Source organism: Chitinophaga sp. YR573 (assembly GCF_900110995.1).
Classification (GTDB): Bacteria; Bacteroidota; Bacteroidia; order Chitinophagales; family Chitinophagaceae; genus Chitinophaga.
Genome location: NZ_FOJF01000002.1, coordinates 1570637 through 1584329, shown reverse-complemented (window position 1 = coordinate 1584329; position 13693 = coordinate 1570637). Strand labels below are relative to the sequence as shown.

Below are 13693 nucleotides of genomic sequence, written 5' to 3'. Positions count from 1 at the left end.
TTTCACCAATATAATCACTAAATCCAACTGTTGGAATTTTACAGTGGTTAGTTAGGGATTTGAACCATTATAACCAAACGCTAAACAGTCTTAAGAGATTAATTTTTCAAAAAACATTTAATATGATTCCTTTACCCCAAAACCAAGCAGCAGTTAATTGGACTTTCGGACAAAGAATTAATTCACTGAGATTCACTCTTAACATACCTTCTGCTCCTATTGATAGTAATGGATCTCCAACACTATCTGGAGTATATTTGATTCTATATGACCAATGGTTAAATGACACAGGCTGCTACTTAGGACTTCAAACTAATCTTATGAGGCCGAATGCTTATGGTGGACATACTCCAACAAATTCATTTGGTTTACTTTTTAGCCGCTGGCAAACAAGAGATAATACTAATCTTCGTATTTCAGAAGGTGGTTTTGAGGAGAATGCAGAGCATGAGGGCGGTTTTATAGGGGTAAGAATGCCTTTTCCTTTTATTCCTGGCATTTACACGGTCGAAATTAAAAGCAGCGGGAGTGACGAAAGCGGTATCTGGTATACTTCTACTGTTTTACATCCAGAGCTCGGAGAAATCGATTGCGGAAGTATAAGATTCCCATTTGTAGAAGGCAAAAACCCTGGGTTAGTAGATGGTGGCGGAACTAATTTAGAATTGTATAAAACAACAGAAATATCAGATTTAATGGCTGAAAATGAGGTTCCAAATTGGGATATTATAATTGAAAATGTTATTGCCAATGGAAATATTTCACCACAACATAGCAGAATAACCTATCCTTACCGCGAAACCATATTATCAAATGTAACTACTCCAGGTGAAGGAAAAGTGATTTTCCAGTTAGGGAATAACATTGCCAGAGCAAATGATACGGGCCAGTTGTTTTAAGTCATGTCTTAAACCAATAATTGGTATATCAGATTAACAATTTAAGAGGCCAATTAGATTACTAAATTTTATTATCCCTATGTTTTTACCTTTACTCGCGCTACAACAAAAAAAAATAACCTTCAAAGAGTTCGTCGCTTTCTGGTTTTCTTTGAATATTCCTTCAAATAAAGATCATTATTACACGGACAGAATTGATAAAGATCAGTTTACAACTGGTGATATTGGAAAATTGTTCGCCTGGAAAAACGGTATGGAGATTAACGGTCATTATACAAAGAGGGCCTCCGTTATAAATATGCAAAAGAAAATCCTCCATATAAACCATTTGAAAGAAGGCTTTGAACTCGAATATTTCACCACACATTTTGGGGAAATAGGAGCTATTTGGCAGATTTTTTTGCTCCATATAATTGCTCCTCATATATACCCAATTTTTGACCAGCACGTTTACAGAGCATGTCAATTTTTAAAGAGTAGACAAATCTCGGAAATTCCAAAAAAGAAGGTTGCAATACTTGAATATTATCATAATGAATACCATCCATTTTTCAAAGATGCCTGTAAACAATTTAAACAGCCACGTAAAGTTGATCTAGCATTGAAATCCTTCGGGACATTTCTGAAAACACATTATGCAAAAAAAGCATTATAAATAATATCACGCAGTTTAAAACAAGCCCCAAAATGAATATTCGACTTTCTCATATTTTAACAATCTGCACAATTCTTTTTTTAGCAGCTATTGGCGTATATATTTACCAATTCCATGGAGGATTGTCTGGATTACAAGGGGATTTTGGCACCTTTGGAGATTATTTGAATCCTGTCTTAACATTTATCAGCATACTTTTGATAGGATTTATAACAATACGTGCAAATGAAATAACGGAATCTTTCAATAGGCTAGAGCATGATCTTTCCTCCAGGGCCAATAATGTAACACTATCATACACTCAAATTCAGTTACAACCACAATTATTTTTAATCAACTCAATTCTGCCATTAAGCAAAATACAAGATGATGAATCTTGGATAATAAAAAATGCTTACGAAGCTCCAGCCATAAATATTTTGGTTCGAATGAAATTCGATAGATCCTCTCAGGCATTTACCAAATGGGTAAATTGTTTTTCGTTAGAAAGAGATTCCTCCCTTGAATTATTATGGTTAAGACATAGCAATGTAATTGAATTAATATGGACTGATATTTTAGGAACATCTTTTTTCAAGATTGAATATAAAGATTTGACTGGGATAATCGAAATATATTCATCAGCAGGATATGAAGAAGCAAAGAGAGAAGCAATTAAACAAAAGAATAATAGTTTTCTAAATAGGGATTTTATTGAATTCACAAAGAAAAATAATATTGATACAAGTAAACTTACACGGGGGCAGTTTGATAATTTCTTAAATATTTGGAGTCTTAAATAGAGAGAAGCTTATGAATACCTAGATCGAATCAGTATAACAAATCTTTCTTAAGGACTATTTGCAATTTATTAATAATCAAGGGACTATTTCAGTAAGTGTGTAAGTTTAAAAATCGAGGATGTTAACCTGCTAAATATCTACTACAGCTTATGAAGAAACAGGGCTTTGAGTTTATCTTCAAGGGAGGAACACTTAAGAAAACCTGACTGTCTTATTCCGATATATTCAATATGGTCAGCTGAGGTAAGTTGCATACACCTCAGATCGATCTCTGCCTGTAGCTCAGGTAAAGAGCTGTCAAGTTGATGTACTTGAGTAACAAGTTTACATAGGGAGCATTATCCTTATCTATCTCAAATACTACTTCACAATCACGTTGATTAGGAGTTTTGGTTACGCCTTCAATCGGAAAGCTTTATCTTACCTTAGTTAGATTATCAATATTTTTTCTTTGCCAAGCTGCTATATCAATTAACAAAGGGCACAGGCTTTTTCCAAAATCAGTGAGCGCATACTCAACCCGGGGAGGAAGCTCTTTGTACTGTTTCCTGCTGATTAAGCCATCAGCTTCAAGCTCTCTCAATTGTTCGGTTAACACCTTTTTTGAGATAGACGGTACCCTAACCTGGATTTCGCCAAAACGTCTGGTATTTTTGGAAAGCACATATAAAATTATCAACTTCCACCGCCCTCCAAACAGGGCTATCGTTGCTGTAACAGGACAGTCAGCATGGTCTAACTTATTTTCCATTAGTCACTTTTAGGTTACCACTTTTTGTCTTGTTACCAAAAGCAAGGGTAACTTTTCCAAATCAATATTTGTTTCTTTACATAACGAAAGTAATTAATCTTAAAACAAAAAATATGATTTTAGTAACCGGTGCAACAGGGAATTTAGGTAAAGCCACCATTAATTCATTATTAAACAGAGGTATAGCCCCAAACGATATTACTGCATTGGTAAGAGATGAAACCAAATCGGCAGAATTACAATCAAAAGGACTTCAAATAAAACTTGGCGACTATCAGGATTTTGAGTCTTTAAAAAGTGCGTTCCAGGGCGTGGACAAGCTGGTGCTTGTATCTTCTTCATCAGATATAGGCAAGAGGTTTGAGCAGCACAAAAATGCGATCAATGCAGCCAAGGAAACAGGTGTTGGCCATATTATCTATACGAGCTTTGACATGAAAAATTTACAACAAAGTATAATGGGTGAAGAGGTTCGATATCATGCATACACAGCTGATTATCTAAAACAAACAGCCATTCCTTATACTTTAATGGATAATACCATGTATGCTGACATGATTCCCTTACTATCTGGAAGGGATATATTAAATCATGGTATTTCCATTCCTGCCGGAGACGGCAAAACTCCCTTTTTGCCAATATCAGAAATGGCTGAAGCGATAGCTGTTGTACTGACTACTCCGGGTCATGAAAACAAAGAATATTTCATCACTGCAGAAACCGCTTTCTCCTTCGCGGAGATTGCTGACCTACTATCAGGCATTACCGGAAAAACCATAACTTATCACCAACCGGAGGTAAGTTCATATATTGCATGGCTTATACAGACCGGTGCTTCTGAAGATGATGCAGCGTACATTGCAAGGTTCTGTGGCGCGATTGCTAACGGAGAATTCGATACCAATAAAAGTGATGTGAAACAACTACTAGGCAGGAGTCCGGTCAGTTTAAAAGATTTTTTGCAAAACATATACAGTTAATTGGTAGAAGAGTAAATCCTATGTGGAAGTTTATACTGAAAGTTTGGCGTAAAAGGACTAATTACAGATAAAGAATGAGTAACTTAAAACCTTACTTAATAAAGGTAACTACAGTAAAAGACTGTGATAAAAATGATGGTGGGGCCGTCTGCTTTAAGTGCGTATTAGAGTACATTTGCACTTTTGAAGTAAGAGGGAAAGCCACGAAGTTTATCCGAGTTCGGTCGTTTTGGGAATAGTACGGGGCACAAGAAGTAAAAGGGCCTCAAATCATTGAATTTGAGGCCCTTTTACTTTGAATCAATTTTTTCTTTTTGAATGTCAAAGCTCAAATCGTTGTAGAGCAAAACCATTATTTTATTTTTTTGGCTTAAACCACCCTTCCTTTTGGCGTGCTTGCCCCCCTTCATAAATTTAGCGTTTCTTTATCTTTGCGATACATATGAAGCTCTTACTAACCTCCAGCGGCATTGCCAATCAAAGCATCCAGAATGCACTAATAAACCTATTAGGTAAACCCATTGAAGAATCCAACGCGCTCTTCATACCGACCGGAATGTACCCCTTTCCCGGCGGCCCGCAATTCGCTTGGAAAGCCATGAACGGACAGCTCGGCTCAGCCATGTGCCAGTTAGGCTGGAAGTCCTTAGGACTACTGGAGCTGACCATGCTCCCCAGCATCAGTGCAGCAGTTTGGCAACAAGCGCTCCGCGAAGCAGATGCCCTGCTCGTGTGGGGCGGCGACCCGCTGTTTATCAGCTATTGGTTAAAACAATCAGGCCTATCCGAATTTTTGCCAACCCTCGATAATCTGGTCTATGTGGGAACCAGCGCTGGTGCCATCGCCACCAGTAACCTCTTCGGCGAAACCTACAGCAACCCGCCTGCCACCATCGCCCAGCCTCTGACCAGCCAGACCATCGGGTTCGATACATTCACCCAAACATTCATCACCGCCCGGGGCGCCGGGTACATCGATTTTGCCATCATACCCCACTACAACAACGAAAACCACCGCAATGCCTCTATAGCCAATGCCCCCACCTGGGCTTCCATGCTCCCCTGCCCCGTCTACGCCATTGACGAACAGACCGCTATCATAGTCACCGGCGAAAACATCGAGGTGATCTCAGAAGGAACCTGGAAACGCTTCGATCAAGCTATATAACAACAACTCACGCGCTATACCTTTCTAACGCATGCTTGAAGGATTACTAACCTTTTGATGCAAAACAAATCTAAACGACAACAGCAATAGTTTACGCTAAGAGATCTTTCATACCAAATGCTGTTAAAACCTTTGCATATTCAACTCTAACAGCGTCGTTAGCCGTTTTAATAAATTCTCCTGTGGAGGGGTCAACAACAGTTCTTAATGGCCTTTGTCCTTTTGGTAAATTGATCAGGTTTACCACAGCATCTGCAACATCCTGCGGATCAGGTTTTGCTGTTTCAAACATTTGACCAATCGCACTAAACATTTTATCAGGAAATTCAGCTATCACTTTATAACCGTCAAGAACTGATGTATCAGAGCCCAATTGGACCTTTTGGGACATTTCCGTAGGAAATGCTCCTGGTTGAATAATGGCTACATCAACTCCTAATGGTCGTAATTCATAATGCAAACCTTCGCTTAAGCCTTCCAAAGCGAATTTTGAAGCACCATACACTGCTGAAAAAGGAGCGGCGAATCTTCCCCACCCACTTGAAACATTAATAATTAAACCTTCCGATTGTTTACGCATAAATGGTAATGCCAATTTCATCAATCTCCATGGCGCAATAAAATTCACATCAAAGACACGCTGTACATCAGCAGGTGTAGAGCTTTCAGCCACACCGAACATTGTAACACCTGCATTGTTTACCAACACATCAATCGTTCCTTCCGCAGCGATAATAGTGTCAATAGCATCTTTCACACTTGCATCGTCAGTTAGTGTCACATTCAGAACTGTTATATTTTCTACCTGTGCTAAGGCCTTTGCTTTATCAGCATTCTTTCCGTCGGTATCTCTCATAGCAGCATAAACTTTATGCCCCAAAGTAGCAACGGCATTGGCAGTAAGCCATCCAAACCCGCTATTTGTTCCTGTAATTAATACAACTTTTTTGTTCATTTTCTTATCATTTAAATATGATGCAAATGTTGGTATCTAAAAACAGAAACCATTTACCATTTGGTAAAAAGTAATTTCAACGGATATTTTTTCTTATTCTGCTCAATGATTGTTGTGTGATTCCCAGGTAAGAAGCGATATGAGAAAGAGGAATACGATTGACAAGAGAAGGGAAATTTTCAATGAACGATAAATAACGCGTGGTCGCATCTTCTGAAACCAACGGGCTTCTTCTTTCAATCGTTTGTAATAAGCATTTTTTTAATATCTGAGCTACAATATTGTCCCAGCCAACAATTATATTTCCTATCTCGTCCCAATCTTTCTTTGAAAAAACAAGCAACTTGCAGTCGGTAACTGCCTGTATATAGTCGGAAGCCGCTACTTGTGCCTCAAACTTTTGCTGGTCCGAAAGAAAATTGTTTTCGTCAACGAAGTGATGAGTGATCTCTTGACCTTTGTTGTTGTAATAGCAGTAACGAAACACGCCTTCAAGAATAAATCCAACCTGCCTGGGAATCTTTCCGGCCTCAGAAAAATACTCATCCTTGTGAAAATCAATTTCTTGCGATTTGTTCATAATGAGGTCTATCTGCTGCTGGTTCAGATTCCCAAACTGTAATATGTAATCCATGAACACTTTCATATGTTAAATTTCGAATTAATTGTGGGCAGTTCATTTACCATATGGTAAAAATTAGTTTCAGTGTGACTGCAAATATCGTTCTGTACTACCCTATTGCTGAATTATCTCCATCAGGTCGTAAACTATTAGATATAGACAAATGGAAGTGATTTTTCAGTTTGACTATATTACTTAGCCTAAAAAGCCACCAGTCAGAATTGAATATAACTAATTGATAATCAATATTATTTGGTTTGAAAATTTACCAGTAGTGGGCACCAAAAAAAGAAGCCTCTCGAATATCGGGAGGCTTTTTCATTAAATTAACCACAACTTCTTTACGGGAACATTCATAGTTTTCTTTGTCGGTTTAAAATCTATGACCGGTCCATCATATCCGGAATGCCCTATCATGAAAACGCAGGTTACATAACTATCTTAATTGCTGAATATCAGAGACGCATGATAATATCTCCCTCTCCTGCGATACGCCGACATTTTTCCAAAAGCATTAAATCCCGTAATGAATTTTTAATATATAAATACTACATTAGCCTTCTGTTAAACAGATATCCCTATATTTATGTCGACAAAAACGAAAATCTGGATTTCCATTGTGGCCATTTTATTTGTACTTGGCGCCATTGGCAACTGCAATAAACACTTCAGCAAAGACAAAACAACCCGAACGCAACCTAAGACATCCAGCAATGATCAGCACGATAGTCCGTCGGTTGCAATTACCCAGGCGGTCGATACTTCCAGCTGGAAGTATTATAATCATGAAGATCGGATGACATCGGCAATTACCTATTATGCCGCCGATCTTTACTCTGATGAAAGAATAACTACCGGTGGCTATTGGCGGGATCGGGCAACATCAACTACCACCACCAAAACAACAATCAAAGAAAAAAAACCATGGTTCCAAACCAAAAGAACAATTAATCGTAAAAAGTTCGACGCTACCACAACTACAACTACCACAAATAACTCAAGCCCCGAATGGGTATCCAATACCGGCTATCTGTTCTTACATCTTAAATACAATGTCAAGAAAAATACCACCGTTGAAATCCTATCCTCTACTGGCTCTTTAGACGTAAATTTTAAGACGGTCAGGATACGTTTCGACAATAATGAGCCCGTGCGGTTCAATGTCACGCCTAATACAACTGACAAAAGTCAAGCGAATGGATTTTACATTAATTCACCCAAAGAGATCATAACAATGTTAAAAAAATCAAATAAAATGTTAGTAGAAATTGGTTCCGAGGGTAGTGAATTGGCTAGTATATTTACCTTCCAGGTAGCGGGATTGGAATGGAATTATTAGTTTATAAATCTCTTGGGGTCAAGAACAATGTAACTTACAACTATGATCAGGGTATACAGTTTCCATCGTTATTTTAATACTCCCATTTAAACAACAAGCTGCTTTTAGAGCGGCTTGTTGTTTAAATGGGAGTGTGTCCGGCATGGGCGTAAACTTTAGGATGCAAGTCCCGAACGCGCCTTGATAGTGGGAAGCGTTAAGCTAAAGCATTGGCTTCCGCCTGGGTGATAAAGTCATATCTCTCCATCATTTCAATCACGGCGTTACGGCGATCAAGAGCGCGTCTCAGATTATGGCGAGGATCGAAAAAGTTCTTACCTCTCAGCATTCCGATAAGTGTAGCTGCTTCTTCTAAAGACAGATGACCTGCATCTTTACTAAAGAAGGTGCAGGCGGCATTCTCAATACCATATACGTTGTCACCGAAAAGAGCTGTATTGAGATAAAGTGCGATAATTTCCTGTTTTGTAAAATGACGTTCCAATTTCACGGTGAGCAGGCATTCCTGCACTTTCTGATAATATTTCCCCACTATAGTACCGTCTTCTGCGCTTACCTCAGATGCCAGCTCAGTTCCTCGGTTCTCCAAATTTTCAATTGATGGCATGTTACCAATGATCCTGAAATTAATCAGCAATAACATTAGAATGAAAAGCCCCATTCCCCCAAACACTATGGTCCATAATATTTTAACCGATTTTTTCATACTTACTCTTTCAAATTTGGCTGATGTGGTTTTTCCCGGGATCTTTCACTCTATTGAATATAACTATACTTCTTCTGCCCATTCTGAACTTCAATCTTTTTAATGGAATTGAGTGGAATCGTTTTACGAGTGCCGAGAATCCGTGATGTAACACCTGTAACTGAAACAGAATCCACTGTCATACGGTCAAAATAAAACACCGTATGTTTATGGTCTTCATAGGTGAACCTTATTTCGATAGCAGGTCCATTCAACAATACAGCCGGATGACCATTCTTATCAACACAGACAATAGAATCGATCGGGTTAGCCAGATAGTTGCTGCGACCTCCGAACGGACTTTGTGTTGTCACAGGTCTCAAATGTCCGCTGTCCATTCCCTGAAATTGCTGCTTAAAACTATCAACTGGTATTGTATAAGTTTTACACGCCGAGAAACCAGCAATACCGGAAAAAATGATAATAGGGGAAATAATTTTGCTTAAGGTCATAGTGATTAGTTAGAATCGAAGAGTTATAATAGTTCGATCAAAAATAACCGATTTCTTTTAATCTACTGCCCTCTTGCCAATTTAACTATTATGATGTCTTCTATACTACCTGTATATAAAAATGATCTTCATCCACTGCAAAATCCTCTTCTTTCATTTGCTTAAGGGTGATCATCTGCCAGGTAGTTGTTGGATAGATGAAATTGAACCGTTCCGGGGTAACCGTTATCTTTACAGGCATTTTAAATCCGGGTACATCTGTTTGCCAGCGGTACATTACCTGTAGGTTATCACCCCGTTCTTTCAGTGATATTTCCAGCTTGGGCAGGCTGGTATATTTCAGGTATTGGTCAAAGAACCACGTATAATCAGTTCCCGTACGCAGGCAGATATAACTTACCAGTTCATCAGATGAAAGTGTTTGATAACGGAAATGCTGTTGTATATCCTTTAGCAGATTAAACCATAAAGTATCGTTATCCAACACAAAGCGGAATGTATTCAACATCAGGCTGCCTTTGGTGTACATATCCCCGATATCATAGTGTATGTGATTTACATTGTATACGCCGGTTACCGGCTCACGATTATTTACCTGGTCTTTCTGCGTATCTAAGTACGCTACACCTGCCGCTTTGCCCTGGTCACATTCCATCATAAGTGCTTCCGCATAAGTGGCAAATGCCTCATGTATCCACATGTCAGCAATGTCTTTACAGCTGAGTGAGTTGCCCCACCATTCGTGTGCAGATTCATGCCAGACCAAAGGAGAATAGTCCAGGCGCATGCCCTCTTTGATCTTTCCTATACATACACCGCTCTGATGTTCCATAGGATAAGGACTTTCGAGCAATGTAAAACCATCACGGGGAAAGGGGTATCTCCCAAAGTGTTGTTCAAAACACGCCAACATTGGTTTTACATGAGCAAACATTGTTTTGCCGCGCTCAAGATTATAAGGCATCACATAATAGTCTATTGACAGTGTATCGAGGTCACTGATATAGGCATCCTTAAAATGGGCATATTTACCTATACAAAAGGTAGCGTTATAGTTATTGATCGGATAGCTCACCAGCCATTCATAGCGGGTTTTATTAACGCTTATTGGTGTTTTCTGTTGCAAACGGCCATTGGATATCTCTGTAAAGCCATTAGGCACTGTGATCCAGATACGCATGCTGTCTGGTTCATCCGACAAGTGATCCTTGTTGGGCCACCATAAACTGGCGCCAGATCCCTGGCATACGACCTGTATCCAGGGGTTGCCTTCCTCATCCTTGTCCCATAATACACCGCCATACATGGGGATATTAAAGTCGGGTACCTGTGGTACGCCATCATAATAGACGGCTATTGTTTGTTCACTACCTGCAGGTAATGTGGCCGGGAACCTGACGAATACGGCATCATCCTGCCGGGTAAATGATAGCTGCTGGTCCCCATAAAGGATCTTTTGGATGTGCATATTGGCGTACAGGTCCAACTGCATCAGATTGAATGGGTCAATTACCTTAAAACGGATCTTATTACTGCCCTGGATAGAATGGCTATCCAGGTTTACATCCACATCCAGATGGTAAAAACTGACATCGTAACAGGAACGAAGGGGCGAAAGCATGCCACGCAGTGTATCTGCCCGGGTAAAGCCGTTTTGGCGATTAGAAACAGGCCTGGCTGTTGAGGAAGTCTGAGTGGCTTCTTTCTTTTGTTTCAGGGAATCCTGCAGAACAGGTAACAGGATGTTATAATTTTCCCAAAAAGTCGGATCATTGTCATCCCCTATCTCATGGTTCATCGATGACTTGTCTTTACTAATACCCGAGGCAAAACGTTGCGTACTATCCTTGTTCACATCGGTGACCAGCAGATGAAAATCGCCAGTCCATTGTACATCCTTCATTCCTCTTTTTTCACTGTTCACCACGCATTCCCAGTGACGCTGTACACTACTCAGGTAAGTTTTGTTATGGTATTTCTTATAGGTGATCACCAGTGAGAGTCTTGTAAAGTCAAGACTAGCCTTTATGATCTTAGACATGATCATATAGTTGATACCACCCTTCTCATGGCGGTTCAAATAATCAATCCCGGCTGGAGTTGTCTCCAGTTCACCTCTTACCAGGGCCCTGGTAGCTTCATCAATATATAGCTTTGCCCGTACCAGCGCTTTGCGGCTATCTTCCTTTGGCTGCAGGTACAACACCAGCAGATTGCGGTTGCCTTCGCGGATTGTTTCTTTGAAGTCACAGGTATAGTAGCGGAAATTGCGCTCATTCAGTATATTATGCTTTGCGTCAAGGTATTTCTGGAGGTCTTCGTTTAAGGAGGAATATGCAGTATTCGTAATGTTACCGATCCAGGAATACAATTGAGGGTCTTTGCTCCAGTCCACCTTCTTTTTCCGGCCTTTGATAATGCGGATCTGGTCTTTATGATCCCGGCTGGTATGGTATGTTTTGTAAATATCCAGCACCGATTCATTGAAATTGATCGTATCTCCTGTCAGGCGGATATTTTCCCTGTAAAAGGCAGTCAGCCTTATATCAGCCGTATCATAATTCTCCGGTATACTGCTGATCATCTGCCTTAGGATACTAAAACCGTTGCGCACATTTACAGATACTTCCGGGAGCTGGTAAATAGACGGTTCCATGTAGATATCCATATCCTGTAAGCTACCTGAGGGTAGGGACATCATAATGGTCTTATAACCGATGCTGGAAATCAGGAGCGTGTCTTGCCAGAATTTTTCCGCTATGTTAAAAATAAATGCTCCCTCTGCATTAGTGACGATACCTATACTTCCATTTTTCAACTGGATATTGGCATAAATAATAGGTTGATGACTACTGGCATCGGTTATCCTGCCGGAAAGAGTTAAGAATTTTTCCTGGGCAATAACCTGGTTACCGGCAAGGAACAGCAATAACAAACAAAAGCGCAAGTGATGTTTCATCTTCTTTTTCCGGCAAAGCAAATTATTTAAGGCTGTTACGTCTACTCAAATCCGGACTTGAATAACATTTTACTACTCATTTTCCGGTTTTGGTTGCTTTTCCAGGTGCCGGGTTATATATTCCCGGGGCGACATACCGGTATTACTTCGGAAGGCACGTTGGAAGGTAGCTTGCGAATTAAAGCCGGCATCAAAAGCCATGGCCAGAATAGTCAGATTGTCCTGCTGAAGTTGCCGGATATTTTCCTTAAATGCCTTTATCCGGTATTCGTTCACAAATTCATTAAAGCTTTTCTGCAAGTGCTGGTTCAATACCAATGAAATGGTTTTCTGGGGCAGGCCGGTATGCCTGGATAAGAGAGCCAGATTAAGTTCCGGGTTCAGGTAAAGGAGATCTTGTTCCATAGCTTTCTTCAGTAATGGTTCAGCTTCCTCTACCAGCTTAAGGGATGGAGGAGTAATACCTTTCCTCGCAACCGGTAACTCCTCCGGCACCATCAGGTAACCTTTTATTCCCAGACAATAGATCAGAACTACCAGAGGAATATATACCGGGTACCAGTCTATGGCATTTACCACTCTGTCAGTCAGCGATGGTATCACGTAGGGCACCAGGAAGACGAACCATATAGTCTGAAAAACGAGGAAAAAACGGATAAACTGACGCATCCACCGGATGTGGGGGCTCTTCCCCGGTTCTAACTTTGCGAGATATCTGGCGGACAACCAAAGATATACTGTAATGGAACCCCAGCGGGGAATGTCGGCATAGACGTTATAGTTATCTATAAAACGGCCCCAGGAATCGGGGGCAGGTTTTAAAAAGCCTGACAACAAACCTGTAATATATATTACAGTGGTAAGTTTCGGACCACAATCTATTATCACTGGTAAAAAATGTAAGCCCTGCTTTCGGGTGATCCTAAAGGTTGGATCTATAGTGCTTTTGATATAAAAATATAACAGTGGACCAATAGGCATAATAATAACCAGGGGAATAATATTACCCAGCAGGTTCAGAATGGGATTATTAGTAAACCAGGGCGACTCAAAGAGGTATAGGTTAAGACAGGCCATGGCCATGAGCAATATAAGAGTACCCAGGAAGCGGTTGGGACGGGATCGTTTTTTTGAGAAAAAGAAAAGTATGCTCATAATAGACCCCTGAAAGAAGCCTAATAGGATGAGTATGTGAAAAAATTCGGCGAAAGTCATAGCCGGGATTTTGGCTTTAAAGATAGGGATAAAAGAAACAGCCTGGAACAACATGCCCCAGGCTGTTTCTTTTAATTACAGTCCCTGTAATAAGGGCTCATGCATGCCAGTTGTCAAGGTCTTTGGCCAGGCTCAGGCAAATATTTATTCTGTATCGGGTATAGGCTCACC

Annotated in this window: 13 protein-coding genes; 6 read left to right on the top strand and 7 right to left on the bottom strand. The window is 40.1% G+C overall.

What is annotated here, in order from left to right:
- Nucleotides 1-122: 122 nt before the first annotated feature.
- From BMW86_RS26065 to BMW86_RS26055, 3 genes are all read left to right on the top strand, one after another.
- Nucleotides 123-899, top strand: coding sequence for a hypothetical protein (locus tag BMW86_RS26065; RefSeq protein ID WP_143056698.1), 777 nt, complete (start codon nucleotides 123-125; stop codon nucleotides 897-899).
- A gap of 79 nt (nucleotides 900-978) precedes the next feature.
- Nucleotides 979-1554, top strand: a complete 576-nt coding sequence (locus tag BMW86_RS26060; RefSeq protein WP_089785563.1) for a hypothetical protein — start codon at nucleotides 979-981, stop codon at nucleotides 1552-1554.
- 32 nt (nucleotides 1555-1586) lie between these two features.
- Complete coding sequence (locus tag BMW86_RS26055) at nucleotides 1587-2336, top strand: hypothetical protein (protein WP_089785561.1); 750 nt, start codon at nucleotides 1587-1589, stop codon at nucleotides 2334-2336.
- Nucleotides 2337-2751: 415 nt separating this feature from the next.
- On the opposite strand, the gene BMW86_RS26050 is transcribed toward BMW86_RS26055, so the two are convergent.
- Nucleotides 2752-3087: a winged helix-turn-helix transcriptional regulator gene (locus tag BMW86_RS26050; protein WP_089785559.1), complete on the bottom strand. Its 336-nt coding sequence runs from the start codon at nucleotides 3085-3087 to the stop codon at nucleotides 2752-2754.
- Between the two features lie 113 nt (nucleotides 3088-3200).
- Here BMW86_RS26050 and BMW86_RS26045 point away from each other — a divergent pair, with 113 nt between their 5' ends.
- Nucleotides 3201-4067 (top strand): SDR family oxidoreductase, encoded by an 867-nt coding sequence (locus tag BMW86_RS26045; protein ID WP_089785557.1) that lies wholly within the window; start codon nucleotides 3201-3203, stop codon nucleotides 4065-4067.
- Between the two features lie 442 nt (nucleotides 4068-4509).
- Nucleotides 4510-5235 (top strand): Type 1 glutamine amidotransferase-like domain-containing protein, encoded by a 726-nt coding sequence (locus BMW86_RS26040; RefSeq protein ID WP_089785555.1) that lies wholly within the window; start codon nucleotides 4510-4512, stop codon nucleotides 5233-5235.
- Between the two features lie 91 nt (nucleotides 5236-5326).
- Here BMW86_RS26040 and BMW86_RS26035 read toward each other — a convergent pair whose 3' ends face one another.
- Nucleotides 5327-6190 (bottom strand): SDR family oxidoreductase, encoded by an 864-nt coding sequence (locus tag BMW86_RS26035; RefSeq protein ID WP_089785553.1) that lies wholly within the window; start codon nucleotides 6188-6190, stop codon nucleotides 5327-5329.
- Nucleotides 6191-6266: 76 nt separating this feature from the next.
- Nucleotides 6267-6824 (bottom strand): Crp/Fnr family transcriptional regulator, encoded by a 558-nt coding sequence (locus BMW86_RS26030; RefSeq protein WP_255373008.1) that lies wholly within the window; start codon nucleotides 6822-6824, stop codon nucleotides 6267-6269.
- A 574-nt stretch (nucleotides 6825-7398) separates the two neighbouring features.
- On the opposite strand from BMW86_RS26030, the gene BMW86_RS26025 reads away from it, so the two are divergent.
- On the top strand, nucleotides 7399-8151 hold the full coding sequence (locus BMW86_RS26025) for a hypothetical protein (RefSeq protein WP_089785548.1): 753 nt from the start codon (nucleotides 7399-7401) through the stop codon (nucleotides 8149-8151).
- Between the two features lie 196 nt (nucleotides 8152-8347).
- Here BMW86_RS26025 and BMW86_RS26020 read toward each other — a convergent pair whose 3' ends face one another.
- The 4 genes from BMW86_RS26020 to BMW86_RS26005 form a co-directional block, all read right to left on the bottom strand.
- Nucleotides 8348-8857, bottom strand: a complete 510-nt coding sequence (locus BMW86_RS26020; protein WP_089785546.1) for a transglycosylase domain-containing protein — start codon at nucleotides 8855-8857, stop codon at nucleotides 8348-8350.
- Between the two features lie 50 nt (nucleotides 8858-8907).
- Entirely contained in the window at nucleotides 8908-9348 is a 441-nt protein-coding gene (locus BMW86_RS26015) for a hypothetical protein (protein WP_089785543.1), read from the bottom strand.
- 100 nt (nucleotides 9349-9448) lie between these two features.
- Complete coding sequence (locus BMW86_RS26010) at nucleotides 9449-12307, bottom strand: M1 family metallopeptidase (RefSeq protein WP_089785541.1); 2859 nt, start codon at nucleotides 12305-12307, stop codon at nucleotides 9449-9451.
- 72 nt (nucleotides 12308-12379) lie between these two features.
- On the bottom strand, nucleotides 12380-13522 hold the full coding sequence (locus BMW86_RS26005) for a helix-turn-helix domain-containing protein (protein ID WP_177189396.1): 1143 nt from the start codon (nucleotides 13520-13522) through the stop codon (nucleotides 12380-12382).
- Nucleotides 13523-13693 lie beyond the last annotated feature (171 nt).